The sequence below is a fragment of the Mesorhizobium sp. M4B.F.Ca.ET.058.02.1.1 genome (assembly GCF_003952505.1).
Classification (GTDB): Bacteria; Pseudomonadota; Alphaproteobacteria; order Rhizobiales; family Rhizobiaceae; genus Mesorhizobium.
In genome coordinates this window covers 5,142,522-5,160,410 of record NZ_CP034450.1, presented here as the reverse complement: position 1 = coordinate 5,160,410, position 17,889 = coordinate 5,142,522, and the positions used below count along the sequence as shown (strand labels likewise).

The window sequence follows — 17,889 nt, the reverse complement described above, 5'->3', positions numbered from 1 at the left end:
GGGAGAAACAGCATGCATCGCAGAACAGTCCTTCAGCTTGGCGTCGCCTGCCTGGCGCTCGGCATCGCCTCGACCGCGCTCGCCGATCCGATGGCCGACGCCAAGGCCGTCGTCGACAAATACGCCAGCAAGGTCGAGAAATGGGACGGGCCGATGACAGGGCCTAAGGGGGCCGCGGGCAAGACGATCGTCGTGCTTGGCGCCGACATGAAGAACGGCGGCATTCTCGGCGTCACCAAGGGCGTCGAGGAAGCGGCGGCGGCACTTGGCTGGACGGTCAAGACGCTTGACGGCGCCGGCTCCATCGGCGGCCGCACGGCGGCCTTTGGCCAGGCGCTGGCGCTCAATCCGGACGGCATCATCATCAACGGCTTCGACGCCGTCGAGCAAAAGCCGGCGATGGAGCAGGCCAAGGCCGCCAAGATCCCGATGGCGGCATGGCATGCAGCACCGACGGTCGGCCCGATCGACGACCTCGGTATCATCGCCAACGTCTCGACCGATCCGATGGAAGTCTCCAAGGCGGCCGCCGACTGGGCCTTTGTCGATGCCAAGGGCAAGCCCGGCGTCATTATCTTCACCGATTCCACCTATCAGATCGCCATCGCCAAGGCGGACCGGATGAAGAAGGAGATCGAAGATCTCGGCGGCAAGGTGCTCGAATATGTCGACACGCCGATCGCCGAGACCTCGCAGCGCATGCCGCAGCTCACCACGTCGCTGCTGCAGAAGTACGGCGATGAATGGACCCATTCGCTGGCGATCAACGACCTCTATTTCGACTTCATGGGGCCGTCGCTGGCGGCGGCCGGCAGTCCGGCACCGACGCGCCGTCGTCGCCGGCGACGGTCGGAATCGGCCTGACCAGCGCATCCGCTGCCAGCCAGTTCAGAACGGTCGGAATCGGCTGACCAGCGGACCTGCAGGGCTGGCAGCTGGTCGACGAGCTCAACCGCGCCATGGCCGGCGAGAAATGGTCGGGCTACATCTCGCCGCTGCACGTAGTGACCTCGGACAATGTCGAGTTCGACGGTGGCCCGGACAACCGCTTCGACCCTGGCAACGGCTACCGCGACGAATACAAGAAGATCTGGGGCAAATAGGCTTCGGCAGCATCTGTCGGAACAGCCAACGGCCGGCGGTCATCCTGCCGGCCGTTGGTCATTCCAAAAGCGTTCAAGCCGTGTGGCGCGCAATCACCTTGGGTGTCATGCCGACGACGACCCGGTCGTCCGCCGCGCGGCGGCCATTGAGCAGATCGAGCACCAACTCGGCCACGCGGATGCCGATCTCATGCGCGCCGACATCGATCGTGGTGATCGACGGCACCGACTGCTCGGCAAGGTCATAGGCGCCGAAGCCGGCGATCGCGACGTCGTCGGGCACACTGATGCCGCGCCGCACGCATTCCATCAGCGCGCCGAAGGCGGAAAGGTCGGACACGCACATCACTGCCTGCGTATCGGGCCAGCGCGAGATCATCTCGACCATGGCGGCCGCGCCCTCGCGCATCGAGATCGGCGGCACGCCGGAGGCGATGACACGCGAGGCGTCGAGGCCGCGGTCCTGCAGCGCCGCCAAAAAACCGCGCCGCCGGTCGAGGCCGCGCGTGTCGCGCGAGGTGTCGCCGCCGATGAAGCCGAGCCTCGAGTAGCCGCGCGCGACGAAATGATCGACCATCAGCCGCCCGGCCTCGGCGTTGGAGAAGCCGACGACATGGCCGATCGGGTCGCTCGGCAGATCCCACGTCTCCACCACCGGCACGCCGGCATTGGCCAGCATCTTGCGGCAGCGCGGCGTGTGGCGGCCGCCAGTGACGATGATCGCTTCCGGCCGCCGCTGCAGCAATTGCCCGACCAGGCGCTCTTCCTCCTCGACGTTGTAGTCAGTGAAGCCGAGCAGGATTTCCAGCCCGCTGTCGCGCAAACCTTCGGTCATGCCGCGCACCGTGTCGGCGAAGTTGGCGTTGTTGATCGAGGGTATCGTCACCGCGACGAAACCGGAGCGGCGCGAGGAAAGGTTGGCGGCAATGCTGTCGAAGACATAACCTAGCTCTTCAGCCGCTTGCAGGATGCGGTCTCGCGTGTCGGCGCTGACCGAGGCGTCGCGCTTGAAGGCGCGCGAGACGGTCATCGTCGAGACGTTGGCGCGATGCGCGACATCGGCCATGGTCGGGCGTTTGGGCGAGGACTGCATGGCCGTACGTTATCGATATCACAACGGAATGCAACGCGCCGCCGACGCTTATGCAAAGGCGATCTGGACCTTCATCGCCCGGCTGCGGTCATTGGCAAGCTCGAAGCCGGAAAGCGCCTCGTCGAACGCCACCGTGTGGGTGATCAGCGGCTTGACGTCGATCAGCTTCTTGCGCATCAGCCCGACGCCGACGGCGAATTCCGGATGGAAGCGGAACGAGCCGTTGATCGACAGTTCCTTGGCGGTGACCGTCGACATCGGCAGCGCCATCTCGGCGCCGCCGAGGCCGAGCTGCACGATGGTGCCGCGCGGACGCGTCGCCGCGATGCCTTGCGCCAGCGCCGCCGCCGCGCCCGAGCATTCGTAGAGAATGTCGAACGTCCCTTTGTCGGCGAGATAGGGAGCCAGGCCCTCCGGATCGGTCCTCGTGTTGATCGCCTTGTCGGCGCCGGCCTGCAACGCCATCGACAAGGTGAAATCGGCGAGGTCGACGGCGACGATCTCGGCCGCACCCGCGCGCCGGGCGCTGAGGATCGACAACAGGCCGATCGGCCCGCAACCGGTGACCAGGACGCGCTTGCCCAGCATCTCGCCGGCCCGGCGGGTGGCGTGGAGGCAGACCGCCAGCGGTTCGGCCATCGCCGCTTCGCCGGCGCTCAATCCATCGGCGGGCACGCATTGCGGCGCATCGGCCACCAGCATTTCGCGGAACGCGCCCTGGATGTGCGGGAATGGCATGGCGCTGCCGTAGAAGCGCATGTTGAGGCACTGGTTATGCATCCCCTCGCGGCAGTATCGGCAGCTGTAGCAGGGCCGCGACGGCGAGACCGCGACCAGTTGGCCGGGCTCCAGCCCGCTGACGCCGGAACCGATCTTCTCGATCAGGCCGGAGACCTCGTGGCCGAGGATCATCGGCTCCTTCAGGCGCACAGTTCCGAAGCCGCCATGATTGTAGTAGTGCAGGTCGCTGCCGCAGATACCGCCGGCGGCAAGACGCAACAGCACCTGGCCCGGCCCCGGCTCCTCGACGGAACGGTCCTCGATGCGCAGGTCCTTGGCGGCGTGGATGACGATCGACTTCATGGTGAGCGAGCTCCTACAGCACCGGCGAGATGAGCGGCTGGCCGGCGAAATGAGCGGCGAGGTTGTCGCGCACCAGTCTGCCCATCGCCTTGCGCGTTTCGACCGTGCCCGAGGCATGGTGCGGCTGCAAAAGCACGTTGTCGAGCGCGAGGAAGCGTGGATTGAGATTCGGCTCGCCTTCGAAGACGTCGAGCGCGGCCGAGCCGAGCACCTTGTTCTCGAGGGCGTCGAGCAGCGCTTCCTCGTCGATGTTGGACGCGCGCGAGATGTTGATCAGCATGCCTTCCTCGCCAAGCGCCGCGATCACCTCGCCGTTGACGATGTGGCGCGTCGCGGCGGACGCGGCAAGCGTCACGAACAGGAAGTCCGAACGCCTGGCCAGCGCGACGGGATCGGCGAGGAACTCCCAATCGCCGGCAAACTCCTTCGGCGCGACATCGCTGTAGGCGATGTCCATGCCGAAGCCGGCAAGGCGCTTGGCCACCTCATAGCCGATGCGGCCGAGGCCGAGCACGCCGGCCCGCCGTCCCCAGACCCGGCGCTTGAGCGGATAGAGCCCCTTCGCCGTCCAGCTGCCGTCGCGCACCCAGCGCTCCGCGCCGATCATGCCGCGCGACAGGCACAGCATCATGGCGATGCCGAGATCGGCGACGTCGTTGGTCAGCACGTCCGGCGTGTTGGTGACGCGCACGCCGCGCTCCCGGCAGGCCACGAGATCGACCGCGTCGAAACCGACGCCATAGACGGAAACGAGTTCGAGCGACGGGCAGGCCTCGATCATGGCGCGGTTGGCGCCAAGCTCGCCGCGCGTGGCTATGCCGCGCACAAGCGGCCCTACCTCCGCGAGGAAGGCCGGCTTGTCGTCGGCCGCGAAATAGCGATGCACCGTGAAGGCTTCGTTGAGCGGCTCCTCGTCCCATGCGGGATAGGGTCCGACCTGAAGGATGTGAGGCCGCTGCATCGCTATTCGCTCCACTTGACTTGACAGATGATGTTATCGATAACATAAGACGCTCAGCGACGAGAGGCAATCAGGAAAATGTCGTCCAAACTGTTCGATCTCACCGAGCGCACCGCGCTCGTCACCGGCTCCTCGCAAGGCATCGGCTTTGCCTTGGCCAAGGGCCTCGCCGAAGCCGGCGCCAAGGTCGTGCTCAATGGCCGCGACGAAGCTAAGCTGCGTGCCGCGGCAGCGGACATTCCGGGCGCCGCGACGCTCGCCTTCGACGCCACCGACCATGATGCGGTCCGCGCCGCCATTGACGCTTTCGAGCTTGCCGGCGGGTCGATCGACATCCTGGTCAACAATGCCGGCATGCAGTTCCGCACGCCGCTCGAGGACTTTCCCGCCGACGCCTTCGAGCGCCTGCTGCAGACCAATGTCGCCAGCGTCTTCCATGTCGGCCAGGCCGTGGCGCGGCACATGATCGGGCGCGGCCGCGGCAAGATCATCAACATCGCCAGCGTCCAGACCGCGCTCGCCCGCCCCGGCATCGCGCCCTATACGGCGACCAAGGGCGCGGTCGGCAACCTGACCAAGGGCATGGCGACCGACTGGGCCAGGCATGGCCTGCAATGCAACGCGATCGCGCCCGGCTATTTCGACACCCCGCTCAATGCGGCGCTCGTCGCCGACCCGGCATTCAGCGCCTGGCTCGAAAAGCGTACGCCGGCCGGTCGCTGGGGCCAGGTCGAGGAACTGGTCGGCGCCTGCGTCTTCCTAGCCTCCGATGCGTCATCCTTTGTCAATGGACACATTCTCTATGTCGACGGCGGCATCACGGCTTCGATCTGATCCCCCGCCGCGCATGGTGGTCATGGGCGTCACCGGTTCGGGCAAGACGACGGTCGGCGAGGCGCTCGCCCATGCGATCTCGGCGACATACGTCGATGGCGACAAGCTGCACCCTGAGGCCAACATCGCCAAGATGAGCGCCGGCATTCCGCTCGACGATGCCGACAGGTGGCCCTGGCTGGCCAAGGTCGGCGAAACGCTGCGGCAACGGCCCGCGCCGGTAATCGTCGGCTGCTCGGCGCTGAAACGCGTCTATCGCGATTTCATCACCGAGCAAGCAGGCGAGCCGGTGCTGTTCATCTATCTCGACGGTTCGCGCAAGCTGATTTCGAAGCGCATGCATGAGCGCACCGGCCACTTCATGCCCACCAGCCTGCTCGACAGCCAGTTCGCGACGCTGGAGGTGCCGGGCAAGGACGAGAATGCGATCGCGGTGACAATCGCTGCGCCGCTCGATGAGATCGTCGCGGACATAGCAGCCAGGCTGGCGGGAGGACCGACATGACCAACAGAGTCGCACTGATTGGCGCCGGCGCCATGGGCGGAGCGATCGGCGAGCGCCTGCTCGCCACCGGCAATCGCCTCGCTGTGTTTGACCTCGACAAGGCCAAGGTCGAGGCGCTGGTCGCCAGGGGCGCGACTGCGATGGCGAGCGCGGCCGAGGCGGCCGGCGCGGCGGATTATGTCATCCTCAGCCTCAATTCAGCCGCGATCGTGCGCCGCGCTGTGTTCGGCGACGCCGGCGTGGCTGCGGGCGCAAGGCCCGGCACGCTGATCATCGACATGTCGTCCATCGATCCCGACGCGACGCGCCAGCTGGCCGCCGATGCGAGCGACAAGGGTTTGCGCTGGGTTGACAGTCCGCTCTCCGGCGGTGCGCCCAAGGCGCTGATCGGCGAGTTGACGCTGATGGCTGGCGGCGAGGCACAGGACGTTGCGGATGCCCACGCCGTGCTGCGCGACGTCGCGAGCAACTACACCCATATGGGACCGGCCGGCGCCGGCCAGACGACCAAGCTGATCAACCAGGTGCTGTGCGCGCTGAATTTCATGGCCGTGGCGGAAGCGACCCGCCTGGCGCTCGACGCCGGCGTCGACGTGCTCAAGATCCCGCAGGCGCTGAAGGGCGGCCGCGCCGACAGCGCCATCCTGCAGGAGTACCTGCCGCGCTTCGCCACCCGCGACTACCGCCGCACCGGCCGCATTGACAACATGGTGAAGGACCTCAACGCCGCCCAGGATTTGGCGCGGCGCACGCACACCGCGATGCCGCTGACAGCAGTCTGCGCCGAGGTGCATCGGCTGCTGACGGCCGCCGGACTGGGCGGCGAGGACCAGGCCGCACTGATGGAATTCTTCCAACGCAAAGAGGACGGCAAATGATTACGCGCTACGCACTGTTCGAGGGCAAGGTGAAGGACGGCCAGACGGAAGCGTTCCGCAGAGACGTGATCGAGACCGTCCTGCCCAAATGGAAAGCCTTCCCGGGCGCGCTCGATGTCCGCGTCTCCTTCGCCGAGAAGCGCGACGACGGCGCGCCGGAATTCCCGATGATCCTGGCGATCAACTACCGCGACCTGGCGGCGGTCGACGCGGCCCTCGCCAGCCCCGCCCGCGCCGAATCGCGCGCCGCGACCGAGGCGGTGCTGGGCCGATATTTCGAGGGCCGCATCCACCACCATGTCACGATCGCCAACGAGTTTCCGCTGGCGGAGAATTGACCGGCACCGCACAATGGCTGCGGTGCCTTGGCGATGCGACACGACATTTGTGGCGATGACCAGCAACGACTGACCGGCGGAGACCCTCGGCTATTTGCCTGCTTTCGGATTGCGGGAAAGACAGCGACGGTCGGCGCTCGAGGTGGCTCTCGGGAGACCTGCGGAGGCTCAGGCGGCGGCGCTTCCGGAGCCTTTGGTCCGCCGGCTGAAAGACGGACCGAAATCGCGAAAACGCGCCACTCGCGATTGACGGGCTCGTAGAGTAGCTCGCGATGTGCGAGGAGGCACCATGACCGGCGAGACCATCCACGTTCGACGGCGGGCAGCGGCTGATCTAAGCCAACAAGCGCCTCTGCTCCTCAACTCCGGTGCCGCAGGGCGTCGACGATCACCGCCAATGCCGGCGAGAGCAGCCGCCGGCTCGGATAGTAGAGATGATAGCCGGCGAAGGGCGGGCTCCAGTCGCCGAGCACCAGCGTCAGGCGCCCCTCGGCGATGTGGCGGCTGACGAGGCTTTCCGGCACATAGGCGATGCCTGAGCCGCTGATCGCGGCGTCGACCATCGGGATGGTCGAGTTGAAGGTGAGTTGGCCCTCCACCCGGACCCTGAGGTCGCGGCCGCCCTTGGCGAATTCCCACGCATAGAGGCCTCCGAACGTCGTCAGCCGCAGGTTGATGCAGTCGTGCCCGACCAGATCCTGCGGTGTCCTGGGCGCCGGGCGGCGGGAGAAATAGTCTGGCGAGGCGACGGCCACCAGCCGCCAGTCCGGGCCGATCCGCACCGCGATCATGTCCTTGTCGATGCTCTCGCCGAGCCGCACGCCGGCATCGAAGCGCTCCTCGACGATGTTGCGCATGCCGTTGTCGCTGTAGAGCTCGACATTGAGGTCGGGATAGTCGCGAAGCACCGGCTCGAGCCTTGGCCAGACGGTCGACTGCAGCGCGTGGTCGGAGAGCGTGATGCGGACCGTTCCCGACGGCTTGTCGCGAAAGGCCACCAGGCTTGCCAGGTCGGCTTCGATCTCCTCGAAACGCGGCACGAGCGACTGGTAGAGCCGCTCGCCCGCCTCGGTCGGCGCGACGCTTCGCGTCGTGCGCGTCAGCAGCCGAACGCCCAGGCGCGCTTCCAATTCCTTGATCGTGTGGCTGAGCGTCGACTGCGAGGTTCCGAGCTTCGCCGCTGCCCTGGTGAAGCTGCGCTCCCGCGCGACCGCCACGAACCAGAGTAGATCCTTCATGCCGTCGCGTTGCATCGCTGCCTCGTGATCCAGATTTATATCAGGTATCGATAAGTCCATGCGGATTATATCGCCTATTCGAACGAGGTCGACCGCAATATCTTCCCCGCAAGTCGGCGCGGGAGGCTCTCCGGCGCCCCAGTCGGGCTCTGCCAACTGGGTCGAAGATCCCGCATTCACCTGCGGCCGCCCACATCAAAAACGCACAGACGAGAGATCACCATGGACATTATTCGCGCCGGCACGAGGCCCTCCGGCAAAGGTCCCTCGGACTGGTTTACCGGCACGGTCCGCATCGATCCGCTCTTCAACCCGTTCGACGCCGCGCGAGTGCAGGGCGCACAGGTGACCTTCGAGCCCGGCGCCCGCACCGCATGGCACACGCATCCGCTGGGACAGACGCTGATCGTCGTTGCCGGCTTTGGTCGCGTGCAGCGCAAGGGTGGCCCGGTCGAGGAGATCCGGCCAGGCGATGTCGTCTGGTTCGCTCCCGGCGAAAGACATTGGCACGGCGCTTCGCCACAGACCGCGATGGTCCATATCGCCGTCCAGGAGATCAAGGACGGCAAGGCCGTCGAGTGGCTGGAACACGTCACCGACGCCGAATACAGCGCCTGACCTCCCGCGATTGAACGAAAGGAAACAAGCATGCTCGCAACCGTTCTCCACAAGCCCGGCGACATCCGCTGCGAGGAGGTCGCCGATCCGAAAATCCTTCAGCCGACGGACGCCATCATCAAGCTGTCGGCGAGCTGCATCTGCGGTTCGGATCTGTGGCCCTATCGCGGGCTCCAGCCGGTGGACGGCCCGATGCATATGGGCCACGAGTACTGCGGCATCGTCGTCGAGGTCGGCGCAGAGGTGCGCACGGTCCGTCCCGGCCAATTCGTCGTCGGCTCGTTCTGCCTCTCCGACAACACCTGCCCGCATTGCCGCTTCGGCTTCCAGTCTTCCTGCGTACAGCGCGAGTTCATGTCCGGCGCGCAGGCGCCTTATGCCCGCGTGGCGCTGGCCGACGGCACGCTGGTGGCTACCGCCGAGGTTCCGCCGGCCGAACTGGTGCCTGACCTTTTGGCCGTGTCAGACGTGCTCGGCACCGGGTGGTATGCGGCCGACGCGGCCGAGGTGCGGCAAGGATCGACGGTCGTCGTGGTCGGAGACGGCGCCGTCGGCCTGATGGGCGTTCTTGCGGCGAAGGAGATGGGGGCGGAGCGCATCATCGCCATGAGCCGCCATGCAAGCCGCCAGAAACTCGCCCGCGAGTTCGGCGCGACCGACATCGTGGCCGAGCGCGGCGAGGACGGCGTAGCGCGCATCAAGGAACTCACCAGAGGCGTTGGCGCCGACTCGGTGCTGGAATGCGTCGGCACGCGGGAATCGTTCGATCAGGCGCTGGCCTGCTCGCGCCCCGGCGGCACGATCGGCTATGTCGGCGTGCCGCATGGCGTCACCTTTGACGGCCAGAACCTGTTCTTCGGCCAAAAACGCATGCTGGGCGGCCCGGCGCCCGTCCGCCGCTTCCTGCCTGACCTGATTGACCGCGTGCTCAAGGGCAGGATGAAGCCCGGCAAGGTCTTTGACCTGCAGCTGCCGCTGGCGGAAGTCGACGAAGGCTACCGCGCCATGGACGAACGCCGTGCGATCAAGGTGATGCTTTCCGTCTAGTCTAGCCGGCCTCAGTTGCCGGGAAGCGTGGTCCACAGCTTGACGGCAAAGCCGCGCTTGTCGAGCTGCCACGGATTGCCGGTGATCACCGCCTTGCCGTTCCGGCATTTGTAGTAATAGACAGCGTCGTGGCCGGTCACGAAGGCCGGTACGACGTCGTCATTCGGGTTGGCCTTGCAGAATTCATCCGCGCCGGGATTGTCGCGCGCGGCGTTCATCCTGGCGCAAGGCAGGTTGGCGCCGACGAAGCAGACCAGCACCTTGCCGTTCATGCAGCGATAGTTGGCCTGTGCCTGCAATTCGGACTCCTGCGGTGCGCCATTGGCGTCCGGAAACAGCCTTTTGAACGCCTTGGCCGTGCCGTCGTAAAGATCGTGCGAATAGGGGCGGATGGTGTCGTCGTTCTTCACCTGTCGGCACAATTCAGGGAGGTTCGTGGTCGTGGCTGCCGCCGCGCTACTTGGGGCGACGACCCACCAGGCGAAGGTCGACAGCAGCACAGAAGCGAAACCGATCGCCGAAAAGCGCAATGCCCGCATTTTGACGTTCTCAGCAAACTGCGCGGCGACTGCCACGCGAACGAAATCTTAATGTAAATCAAGCGTAATCCCGACAATTAAAATTATGCGTATGTGTTGGGGTTGCGCATGCCGGAATATTCTTCGTTCATCCGGTCGATCCGGATCCGTTATCTGTCTGGATTGCTGATCTTCGCGCTGGCCTCCGCCGTGGTCATGTTTGCGCTCAACCGCGTCAACTCCTTTCGTCATGACGTCGACGCGCTGAGCGGCAATCTGGTCATTTTCGGCCGCGACCTGCGCAACGCGACCAATTTCGCCGAGACCACCGGCACCACCTGGCGCGCCGAGACGCGCGATGGCCTGGTGGCGTCGGCACGTGGCCATTCGGAACGACTTTCCGGCGAGGTCGAGACCCTCACCGCCAGGCTCGCCGCCCTGCGGCCGCGCCTGTCGAAGAACACCCTCAACGAGCTCGATTCCGCTTCCGTGAACGGCGACCTGTTCTGGTCGGCGCGCGACATGGTGCGCAACTTCAACCTGATGTCGGTGGCGCAGAAGGTCGACGAATGGAGCTATCGCGAGATCCGCAACCAGAACGACCTGTTTGCGCAGCCGATGCTGGTCCGCGTCCGCACCGCCATGGACAATGAGCGTCATCTGGCCGACGCGGCCGGCGACAGGCTGCTTCTGTGGGCGAGCTGCCTGTTGTTCGCGGTGCTTGGCATCGTCGCCTTCTGGGTCTTCAGGCCGATGGAAAAGGCGATCCGCCGCGCCTTTGCCGAGACCGCGGCATCGCTGTTCAAGGCCGAGGCCGCCGACCGCGCCAAGTCCGAATTCCTGGCCAATATGAGCCATGAGATCCGCACGCCGATGAATGGCGTGCTCGGCATGGCCGAGCTTCTGGCCAAGACCGAATTGACCACGCGTCAGAAGACCTTCACCGACGTCATCGTCAAATCCGGCAATGCCTTGCTCACCATCATCAACGACATCCTCGACTTCTCCAAGATCAACGCCGGCCAGATGATGCTCGACCCGGCGCCTTTCCGTCTGTCGGAAGCGGTCGAGGACGTGGCGACGCTGGTGTCGGCGCGCGTCGCAGAGAAGAACATCGAGCTCATCGTGCGTGTCGATCCGCGGCTGCCGTCCTTCGTCGTCGGCGATGCCGGGCGCTTCAGGCAGATCGTCACCAATTTGGTCGGCAACGCGGTGAAGTTCACCGAGAAGGGCCACGTGCTGGTCGATGTCGGCGGCGAAGTGACGGACGGCGTCGTCCAGCTCAAGGTTCGTGTCGAGGATACCGGCATCGGCATTCCGGCCGAGAAGCTGCAGAGCGTGTTCGAGAAATTCGCGCAGGTCGACGGCTCCTCGACGCGCCGCCACGAGGGCACCGGCCTTGGCCTGGCGATCGCTGCCCGCCTCGTCGATCTGATGGGCGGCAAGATCGGCGTCGAGAGCGAGATCGGCCGCGGCTCGGTCTTCTGGTTCGCCGTGCCGCTGCCAGCGCACAGCCAGGATGCGCGCGACGAGATCGTGCCGGTCGACGTCACCGGCGCGCGCGTGCTGGTCATCGACGACAATCCGGTCAACCGCGAGATCCTGCTGGAACAGTTGCGGAGCTGGAGCTTCGACTGCGCCGCCGCCGAAAGCGGCGCCGTCGGCCTCGCCTTCCTCGACCGCGCCAGCCAGCTCGGCGCCGCTGTCGACTGCATCATCCTCGACTACCAGATGCCGGGCATGAGCGGCGCCGACGTCGCCAAGGCCATTGCCGCCGACAGCCGCATGTCCTCCATTCCGGTGGTGATCCTGACCTCGGTCGACCAGGTCGATTTCGGCAAGATGGTCATCGATTTCGGCATCGCTGCGCATCTGACCAAGCCGGCGCGCTCGGCCGTCCTCCTCGGCACCGTCATCTCGGTGATCCAGAAGGCGCGTTCCCAGGTCGGCAAGGCACACTTCGTTCGTGAGGCAGTCGCGCCGAAAGCAGCGCCCGCGCCGGCCTTCACCGTTATTCACGGTCCGGCCACACCGGCGCCCCCCGCGCCGGAACCGGCGGCCGCGCCGAACGGTCCGATCGACATCCTCATCGCCGAGGACAATGACGTGAACCAGCTTGTCTTCGGCCAGATCCTAAATGGCCTCGGCCTCAGCTACCGCATCGCCGGCAACGGCCGCACAGCGGTGGAGATGTACAGGGCGCTGCGGCCAAGGCTGATCCTGATGGATGTCTCGATGCCAGAGATGAACGGCTACGAGGCGACCGGCGCCATCCGTCAGATCGAACGGCAGAACGGCAGCCACACGCCGATCATCGGCGTCACCGCCCACGCGCTGAAGGGCGACCGCGAGAAATGCATCGAGGCCGGCATGGACGATTATCTGGCGAAGCCGATCTCGCCCGACCGCCTTGGCAGCAAGATCGGCACCTGGCTCAGCGAGACGGTCGCGGTGAAGACAGCGTGAGGCGCGACCGAGCCCGTTGTCCTACAACTGGAACTTGGCTTTTGTCCGCTCGGCGCATGGGCCGGCCTTGATGGCGACGGACGGCTTGCCGTCCTGCCAGCTGGTCTCGAAGGAGAAGCCTTGCGCATGATCCTGCAGCGCCTCGGGCAGCATTTCCAGGAAGGCGTCCATCGGCACATGCAGGAAGGGCTTGGCCGTTGTCGCCTGCAATGCCCTGGCGATCGAGCTCTTGCCGGCGCTGCCGACCTCATTCAGCGGGACGATCCTGGCTGTCATCTGCGAACGCCCTCCCGCCATCCCGTCAACGGTTGCGCACCACCAGGCAAGCGCCGCCGACGCCGTGCAGTTTCTGGCAGATGCCATTGGCCTCGCCGCGGCTGTCGGCGCCGATTCGAACCGCATAGATGCCGCGCCGGCCGATCGGCGTGCGCACACGGCTGACCACCGGATCGTGATTGGAAAGCAGCGCCGGGAAGCGGCTCCTGACCCTCAGCCACTGGCTGACCGCGGCGCTGCGGCGGAAATTGCCGGCCACCTGCACGCCCCAGGGCTTGACGTTGATCGAGGCCATGGCAACGGTTTGCGACATGATCACCGGCAGCTTGCGGCAGGCGGCGGCGAAGCTTGCGTTGGCATCGAGCGGCTCGATCTTGCCGGCATAGGAGGCATCCGAGAATTTGTCGACCGGCTCGCCCATGACGTCGAAGACGTAGCTCTCGGTCTCCATCGGCAGGAAGCCGCCGGAGCCGAGCCAGCGCGACACGCGGTTCTCGCCGGCGTTGTAGGCGGCGGCCGCCAGGCCGAGATTGCCGTAGCTAACCTTCATTTCGGCAAGGTATTTCGCCGAGGCGGGAATAGCCTGCTCGATGTCGAAAGGGTTGGCCAATCCCCGCATCTTTGCCGTACCCGGCATGAACTGGGCAATGCCTTCGGCGCCAACGGGGCTCACCGCATTGGGATCGAACCGGCTCTCCTTCCAGATCAGCCGGGCGAAGAAATCCTTAGGCAGGCCGTTGCCGACGGCGTGCGCCTCGATCAGATTGCAGACCTTGCCGATGAGCCGCTGCTTGGCGGACGGCGGCGGATCGGCTTGTGCTGTTGCAGCCCAGCCCGCCACGCAAAACAGGATCAGCGTCGCCCTCAGGAAACGCCGCATCAGGTCTACTCCGCAGCGGCTTTGCCGCGTCCGTAGCGCTGCTCGATATAGTCGGCGACCATCTTCTCGAAATCCTGGGCGATCGAAGGACCGCGCAGGGTCGCCGCCTTTTTGCCGTCGACGAACACCGGCGCCGTCGGCGTCTCGCCGGTGCCGGGCAGCGATATGCCGATATCGGCATGCTTGGATTCGCCGGGACCGTTGACGATGCAGCCCATCACCGCGACCTTGAGGTTCTCGACCCCTGGATACTTCTCGCGCCACACCGGCATGTTCTTGCGGAGATCGGCCTGGATGTTCTGGGCGAGTTCCTGGAATACCGTCGAGGTGGTGCGGCCGCAGCCGGGGCAAGCCGCGACGATCGGCACGAACTGGCGGAAGCCCATCGTCTGCAGCAGTTCCTGCGACACCTGCACCTCGCGCGTGCGGTCGCCGTTCGGCTCCGGCGTCAGCGAGATGCGGATCGTGTCGCCGATGCCTTGCTGCAGCAGGATGCCCATGGCAGCGGACGAGGCGACGATGCCCTTCGTGCCCATGCCGGCCTCGGTGAGGCCGAGATGCAGCGCATGGTTGGAGCGGGTGGCGAGCTCGGTGTAGACGGCGATCAGGTCCTGTACGCCGCTCACCTTGGCCGACAGGATGATCTTGTCGCGGCCAAGGCCAATCTCTTCGGCCATCTCTGCCGACAGGATCGCCGACTGCACGATCGCCTCGCGGGTGACCTCCTGCGCGGTGAGCGGAAAGCCTTGCGCCTGGTTCTCGTCCATCAGCCGCGTCAGCAGTTCCTGGTCGAGCGAGCCCCAGTTGACGCCGATGCGCACCGGCTTGTCGTATTTGATCGCCATCTCGACGATCGCGGCGAACTGCCGGTCCTTCTTGTCCTTGAAGCCGACATTGCCGGGATTGATGCGGTATTTCGCCAGCGCCTCGGCGCAGGCCGGATGGTCAGCAAGCAGCTTGTGGCCGATATAGTGGAAATCGCCGACCAGCGGCACATTGATGCCGAGCCGCGCCAACCGGTCGCGGATGGCGGGTACGGCGGCGGCGCTTTCGTCACGGTCGACGGTGATACGCACGATCTCGGAGCCGGCGCGGTGCAGCGCCGCGACCTGGGCGACCGTCTGATCGACATCGGCAGTGTCGGTGTTGGTCATCGACTGCACGACGACAGGCGCGCCGCCGCCGACGATCACGCCGCCAACGTCGACGCCGACCGATGCGCGGCGCGGGAAGGGGGAAGAAAAATATCCGGTCATGCCGGCACCTTTTGCTCAGAGCATAGCGTGCTCAAGGGTCCGGGCATGAGGTGGAGGAGCAAAGATGGCTTGTCAATGGCAATGGGTGGGCGAAAAGCCGCAATCGGCGCGGCGGCGATGCGACCGTTGCGCACCGCCGTGGCCGACTGCTGAGCCAATTCACATGTCGAGATGAATGGCGGGAGCAGTCTAGACGGCGCCCGATGCACGCAATTCGCATGCCTGAAGCGACCGGATCGTCTGTCGGGACAAAAAACAGAACATCTCCGGTGACAGGACTGCCACCGGAAAGATGATCGCGCGCCGAAGGCGGCGCGGCTTTTGTTAGAGGAGCGTCAGTGCGTCGTCGGTTTCGCCTTCAGCTTTTCAATCTCGTCCTTGATTGCCAGCTTGCGCCGCTTGAGATTCACGATTTCGAGGTCGTCGACCGATGGATGGTTCATCGCATCGGTGAGCTCGCGTTCGATGTCACCGTGTTTCCGCTGCAACTCATCAAGATGGGATGCAAGAGACATGATTGGTTCTCCCTTTCATGGTTTCCTCGATTGCAGCCGCCAAAATGCGCCCACCGCCAGTCCGCATCTGTGACAGCACGATGACACTTTGCCACCAACCAATCCCGATGTCGAATACCCTGTGGTAGCATTCCACGACAATGTGAAATGTGATATGAGCGGCGCGCCGGTTGCAAAACCCCACCGGCCCCGCCCAATCAGGCCCATCTCTTGGGCGCCGCAGACGTGCAGACGGTAGAGAATGTCCGAACAGGAACAGGCCGAGATCCGGCTCGAATTTTCCCGCCTGAAGCAGGAACACGCCGATTTCGACGCCGCCATCAATGCGATGATCGCAACCGGCTGCGACCCCCTGCAGATTCAGCGCATGAAGAAGAAGAAACTCTTCCTCAAGGACCGGCTGATGGCGCTGGAAGATCGCATCATCCCCGACATCATCGCCTGACCGATGGCCGGGCCTCGCGGCCCGATCGGCTCACGCCGCGATCGACAGCCGTGCCGCGCGCTCACGCAGAAGGGCGATGAGTTCGCCTGTCCGCTCCTCGGATGTGTCTATCGGAACGACCAGGCACATCGTTGCCTCGACCTTGCCCGGCGCCGAAAAAACCGGCGCGGCCAGGCATTTGGTGTAGGCGTCGACGAGCCCTGAGGTCACGCAATAGCCCGTGGCCCGTGCCTTGCCGATGTCGTCGATGAAATCGTCGAGTTCGAGCTTGCGGCCGTCCGGCAGAATGAGGTCGCCCTCGGTAATCATGGCTTCGATCCGGCCCCGTTCGAAGCCCGCAAGCAGCAGCCTGCCGGAAGCGGTCCAGGGGAGCGGTATCTGCAGGCCGGTGGCCGAGCTGATGCGGAACGGCCTCGTGCCGGGACTGGAATGGATGATCGTGTAGCGGCCGCTCTGCAGCATGCACAATTCGGATGTCTCGCCCGTCTCCTGTGACAGGTTGTCGACCTCCTGGCGGCCCCTCCGCAGCAGGTCGTTGCCGCGCACATAGTCCATTCCATAGAGATAGAGCTTCTTGCCGAAATAGACGCGGTTGCCGTCACCGGCCATTTCCAGGAGCCCCGCGTCGACCAGCGAGCGCACCAGCGTATAGGTGGTCGAACGCGGCGCGTTCACGCCCTTGGCGAGATCGCCGATGCCGATCGCGCGCTGTGTCGTGTGCAGGTACTCCAGGATCTCCAGCACCCGGTTGAGGCCTTTCTCGCGTGAGACCTTGTCCTCGTTCGGACTCTGCCGATCCATGACGTCATTGCCATCTTGCATTGCTGATTTCCGGTGCTAGTATCTGTCTTGTACAAGATACACGTGTCTTTTGTAAGAGACAATCAAATCGAATGCACGTGTATCTGCAAAGGGGAACACACGAAAGGAGGTCGCCGTGAACGACACATCCAAAAGGCGTGAATTTCTGAAACTGGGAATGGCTGGACTGGCAACGGCCGGCGTGATGAGCGTGGCGGCGACGGTCGATGCGAAAAAGGCGGCCGCGCAGGCAGCGCCGGACAGCTTGCTGCGTACGGTGCTCGATCGCGGCAAGCTGATCGTCGGCACCGGCAGCACCAACGCGCCCTGGCATTTCGAGAACGATGCCGGCGAGCTTGTCGGCATGGACATCACCATGGGCCGGATCCTGGCCAAGGGCCTGTTCGACGATCCGACCAAGGTCGAGTTCGTCATGCAGGACCCGGCGCAGCGCATTCCGAACGTTACCACCAACAAGGTGGACATCACCATCCAGTTCATGACCATGACGGCCCAGCGTTCGCAGTTGATCAACTTCTCGCGGCCCTACTATGTCGAAGGCGTCGCCCTGCTGACCTTGCCGGGAGCCGAAAACAAGACCTTCGACAAATTGCTTGCCGCCGGTTCGGCGACCCGCGTCTCGATCCTGCAGAACGTCGATGCCGAAACCTCGGTCCGTTTCGCCCTGCCGCAGGCTCAGGTGATGCAGATCGACACTCAGGCCAACGTGCTGCAGGCGCTGGAATCCAAGCGCGTCGACGCCGCCGCCGTCGATCTCTCGACTGTGCGCTGGCTCGCCTCGCGCAATCCCGACAAATACTTCGACGCCGGCAAGAGCTGGTACTCGATGCTCTACGGCGCCGCGCTTCGGCAGGGCGATCTCGACTGGCTGACCTTTGTCAACCAGACCTTCACCATCGCCATGTTCGGCCACGAAACGGCGCTCTACGACGCCGCCTTCAAGGACTATTTCGGGCTGGAGCCGCCGGCGCGTCATCCGGGCTTCCCGGTCATCTGATGCCGTTCGGGGAAAG

Annotated in this window: 19 protein-coding genes and 1 pseudogene; 10 read left to right on the top strand and 10 right to left on the bottom strand. The window is 65.1% G+C overall.

Annotation, left to right across the window (positions count from 1 at the left end; translation table 11 throughout):
- Positions 1-12: 12 nt before the first annotated feature.
- Positions 13-1,103: pseudogene (locus EJ073_RS25045) on the top strand (substrate-binding domain-containing protein).
- A 73-nt stretch (positions 1,104-1,176) separates the two neighbouring features.
- Here EJ073_RS25045 and EJ073_RS25040 read toward each other — a convergent pair.
- The 3 genes from EJ073_RS25040 to EJ073_RS25030 are packed head-to-tail and all read right to left on the bottom strand — an operon-like array spanning position 1,177 to position 4,240.
- On the bottom strand, positions 1,177-2,196 hold the full coding sequence (locus EJ073_RS25040) for a LacI family DNA-binding transcriptional regulator (protein ID WP_189347888.1): 1,020 nt from the start codon (positions 2,194-2,196) through the stop codon (positions 1,177-1,179).
- 48 nt (positions 2,197-2,244) lie between these two features.
- Positions 2,245-3,279 (bottom strand): L-idonate 5-dehydrogenase, encoded by a 1,035-nt coding sequence (locus EJ073_RS25035; RefSeq protein WP_126057947.1) that lies wholly within the window; start codon positions 3,277-3,279, stop codon positions 2,245-2,247.
- A 13-nt stretch (positions 3,280-3,292) separates the two neighbouring features.
- On the bottom strand, positions 3,293-4,240 hold the full coding sequence (locus tag EJ073_RS25030; RefSeq protein ID WP_126057946.1) for a 2-hydroxyacid dehydrogenase: 948 nt from the start codon (positions 4,238-4,240) through the stop codon (positions 3,293-3,295).
- 78 nt (positions 4,241-4,318) lie between these two features.
- On the opposite strand from EJ073_RS25030, the gene EJ073_RS25025 reads away from it, so the two are divergent.
- Genes EJ073_RS25025 through EJ073_RS25010 form a run of 4 tightly spaced genes read left to right on the top strand, consistent with a single transcriptional unit; the run spans position 4,319 to position 6,795 of the window.
- The gene (locus EJ073_RS25025) at positions 4,319-5,074 is read left to right on the top strand and encodes an SDR family oxidoreductase (RefSeq protein WP_126057945.1); all 756 of its coding nucleotides are present in this window, start codon (positions 4,319-4,321) and stop codon (positions 5,072-5,074) included.
- Positions 5,043-5,579: a gluconokinase gene (locus tag EJ073_RS25020; protein ID WP_126057944.1), complete on the top strand. Its 537-nt coding sequence runs from the start codon at positions 5,043-5,045 to the stop codon at positions 5,577-5,579. The genes EJ073_RS25025 and EJ073_RS25020 overlap by 32 nt, the downstream gene beginning before the upstream one ends.
- Positions 5,576-6,457: an NAD(P)-dependent oxidoreductase gene (locus EJ073_RS25015; RefSeq protein WP_126057943.1), complete on the top strand. Its 882-nt coding sequence runs from the start codon at positions 5,576-5,578 to the stop codon at positions 6,455-6,457. The genes EJ073_RS25020 and EJ073_RS25015 overlap by 4 nt, the downstream gene beginning before the upstream one ends.
- A complete protein-coding gene (locus tag EJ073_RS25010) occupies positions 6,454-6,795 on the top strand; it encodes a hypothetical protein (protein ID WP_126057942.1) in 342 nt (113 codons plus the stop codon). The genes EJ073_RS25015 and EJ073_RS25010 overlap by 4 nt, the downstream gene beginning before the upstream one ends.
- Positions 6,796-7,154: 359 nt before the next feature.
- On the opposite strand, the gene EJ073_RS25005 is transcribed toward EJ073_RS25010, so the two are convergent.
- Positions 7,155-8,048: a LysR family transcriptional regulator gene (locus EJ073_RS25005; RefSeq protein ID WP_126057941.1), complete on the bottom strand. Its 894-nt coding sequence runs from the start codon at positions 8,046-8,048 to the stop codon at positions 7,155-7,157.
- A gap of 207 nt (positions 8,049-8,255) precedes the next feature.
- On the opposite strand from EJ073_RS25005, the gene EJ073_RS25000 reads away from it, so the two are divergent.
- Together EJ073_RS25000 and EJ073_RS24995 are read left to right on the top strand one after the other, a co-directional pair.
- Positions 8,256-8,651 (top strand): cupin domain-containing protein, encoded by a 396-nt coding sequence (locus tag EJ073_RS25000; protein WP_126057940.1) that lies wholly within the window; start codon positions 8,256-8,258, stop codon positions 8,649-8,651.
- A 30-nt stretch (positions 8,652-8,681) separates the two neighbouring features.
- Positions 8,682-9,698: a zinc-dependent alcohol dehydrogenase family protein gene (locus EJ073_RS24995; protein WP_126057939.1), complete on the top strand. Its 1,017-nt coding sequence runs from the start codon at positions 8,682-8,684 to the stop codon at positions 9,696-9,698.
- An 11-nt stretch (positions 9,699-9,709) separates the two neighbouring features.
- On the opposite strand, the gene EJ073_RS24990 is transcribed toward EJ073_RS24995, so the two are convergent.
- A complete protein-coding gene (locus EJ073_RS24990; RefSeq protein ID WP_126057938.1) occupies positions 9,710-10,237 on the bottom strand; it encodes a hypothetical protein in 528 nt (175 codons plus the stop codon).
- Positions 10,238-10,345: 108 nt separating this feature from the next.
- Between EJ073_RS24990 and EJ073_RS24985 the strand changes: the two genes are divergently transcribed.
- Positions 10,346-12,682, top strand: coding sequence for a response regulator (locus tag EJ073_RS24985; RefSeq protein ID WP_126057937.1), 2,337 nt, complete (start codon positions 10,346-10,348; stop codon positions 12,680-12,682).
- A gap of 21 nt (positions 12,683-12,703) precedes the next feature.
- Here EJ073_RS24985 and EJ073_RS24980 read toward each other — a convergent pair whose 3' ends face one another.
- The 4 genes from EJ073_RS24980 to EJ073_RS24965 all read right to left on the bottom strand — a co-directional run bounded on the left by EJ073_RS24980 (position 12,704) and on the right by EJ073_RS24965 (position 15,609).
- Positions 12,704-12,958, bottom strand: a complete 255-nt coding sequence (locus EJ073_RS24980; RefSeq protein WP_245455352.1) for a hypothetical protein — start codon at positions 12,956-12,958, stop codon at positions 12,704-12,706.
- Positions 12,959-12,983: 25 nt separating this feature from the next.
- Complete coding sequence (locus EJ073_RS24975) at positions 12,984-13,838, bottom strand: lytic transglycosylase domain-containing protein (protein ID WP_126057936.1); 855 nt, start codon at positions 13,836-13,838, stop codon at positions 12,984-12,986.
- Between the two features lie 5 nt (positions 13,839-13,843).
- On the bottom strand, positions 13,844-15,094 hold the full coding sequence (ispG, locus tag EJ073_RS24970) for a flavodoxin-dependent (E)-4-hydroxy-3-methylbut-2-enyl-diphosphate synthase (protein WP_126057935.1): 1,251 nt from the start codon (positions 15,092-15,094) through the stop codon (positions 13,844-13,846).
- 335 nt (positions 15,095-15,429) lie between these two features.
- Positions 15,430-15,609, bottom strand: coding sequence for a YdcH family protein (locus tag EJ073_RS24965; protein WP_126057934.1), 180 nt, complete (start codon positions 15,607-15,609; stop codon positions 15,430-15,432).
- 241 nt (positions 15,610-15,850) lie between these two features.
- Here EJ073_RS24965 and EJ073_RS24960 point away from each other — a divergent pair, with 241 nt between their 5' ends.
- Positions 15,851-16,054: a YdcH family protein gene (locus EJ073_RS24960; RefSeq protein WP_126057933.1), complete on the top strand. Its 204-nt coding sequence runs from the start codon at positions 15,851-15,853 to the stop codon at positions 16,052-16,054.
- A 30-nt stretch (positions 16,055-16,084) separates the two neighbouring features.
- Here the strand turns inward: EJ073_RS24960 and EJ073_RS24955 are convergent, their stop codons facing one another.
- A complete protein-coding gene (locus EJ073_RS24955) occupies positions 16,085-16,876 on the bottom strand; it encodes an IclR family transcriptional regulator (protein WP_126057932.1) in 792 nt (263 codons plus the stop codon).
- A 157-nt stretch (positions 16,877-17,033) separates the two neighbouring features.
- On the opposite strand from EJ073_RS24955, the gene EJ073_RS24950 reads away from it, so the two are divergent.
- On the top strand, positions 17,034-17,873 hold the full coding sequence (locus tag EJ073_RS24950) for a transporter substrate-binding domain-containing protein (protein ID WP_245455351.1): 840 nt from the start codon (positions 17,034-17,036) through the stop codon (positions 17,871-17,873).
- Positions 17,874-17,889 lie beyond the last annotated feature (16 nt).

What these genes read in the sequence shown, in the direction of transcription:
- EJ073_RS25000 (WP_126057940.1), top strand. Translation starts at nt 8,256, where the DNA reads ATGGACATTATTCGCGCCGGCACGAGGCCCTCCGGCAAAGGTCCCTCG.
- EJ073_RS24995 (WP_126057939.1), top strand. Translation starts at nt 8,682, where the DNA reads ATGCTCGCAACCGTTCTCCACAAGCCCGGCGACATCCGCTGCGAGGAG.
- ispG (WP_126057935.1), bottom strand. Translation starts at nt 15,094, where the DNA reads ATGACCGGATATTTTTCTTCCCCCTTCCCGCGCCGCGCATCGGTCGGC.
- EJ073_RS24965 (WP_126057934.1), bottom strand. Translation starts at nt 15,609, where the DNA reads ATGTCTCTTGCATCCCATCTTGATGAGTTGCAGCGGAAACACGGTGAC.
- EJ073_RS25030 (WP_126057946.1), bottom strand. Translation starts at nt 4,240, where the DNA reads ATGCAGCGGCCTCACATCCTTCAGGTCGGACCCTATCCCGCATGGGAC.
- EJ073_RS24985 (WP_126057937.1), top strand. Translation starts at nt 10,346, where the DNA reads ATGCCGGAATATTCTTCGTTCATCCGGTCGATCCGGATCCGTTATCTG.
- EJ073_RS25010 (WP_126057942.1), top strand. Translation starts at nt 6,454, where the DNA reads ATGATTACGCGCTACGCACTGTTCGAGGGCAAGGTGAAGGACGGCCAG.
- EJ073_RS24950 (WP_245455351.1), top strand. Translation starts at nt 17,034, where the DNA reads ATGGCTGGACTGGCAACGGCCGGCGTGATGAGCGTGGCGGCGACGGTC.
- EJ073_RS25005 (WP_126057941.1), bottom strand. Translation starts at nt 8,048, where the DNA reads ATGCAACGCGACGGCATGAAGGATCTACTCTGGTTCGTGGCGGTCGCG.
- EJ073_RS25025 (WP_126057945.1), top strand. Translation starts at nt 4,319, where the DNA reads ATGTCGTCCAAACTGTTCGATCTCACCGAGCGCACCGCGCTCGTCACC.
- EJ073_RS25020 (WP_126057944.1), top strand. Translation starts at nt 5,043, where the DNA reads ATGTCGACGGCGGCATCACGGCTTCGATCTGATCCCCCGCCGCGCATG.
- EJ073_RS24960 (WP_126057933.1), top strand. Translation starts at nt 15,851, where the DNA reads ATGTCCGAACAGGAACAGGCCGAGATCCGGCTCGAATTTTCCCGCCTG.
- EJ073_RS24980 (WP_245455352.1), bottom strand. Translation starts at nt 12,958, where the DNA reads ATGACAGCCAGGATCGTCCCGCTGAATGAGGTCGGCAGCGCCGGCAAG.
- EJ073_RS24975 (WP_126057936.1), bottom strand. Translation starts at nt 13,838, where the DNA reads ATGCGGCGTTTCCTGAGGGCGACGCTGATCCTGTTTTGCGTGGCGGGC.
- EJ073_RS24955 (WP_126057932.1), bottom strand. Translation starts at nt 16,876, where the DNA reads ATGCAAGATGGCAATGACGTCATGGATCGGCAGAGTCCGAACGAGGAC.
- EJ073_RS25040 (WP_189347888.1), bottom strand. Translation starts at nt 2,196, where the DNA reads ATGCAGTCCTCGCCCAAACGCCCGACCATGGCCGATGTCGCGCATCGC.
- EJ073_RS24990 (WP_126057938.1), bottom strand. Translation starts at nt 10,237, where the DNA reads ATGCGGGCATTGCGCTTTTCGGCGATCGGTTTCGCTTCTGTGCTGCTG.
- EJ073_RS25015 (WP_126057943.1), top strand. Translation starts at nt 5,576, where the DNA reads ATGACCAACAGAGTCGCACTGATTGGCGCCGGCGCCATGGGCGGAGCG.
- EJ073_RS25035 (WP_126057947.1), bottom strand. Translation starts at nt 3,279, where the DNA reads ATGAAGTCGATCGTCATCCACGCCGCCAAGGACCTGCGCATCGAGGAC.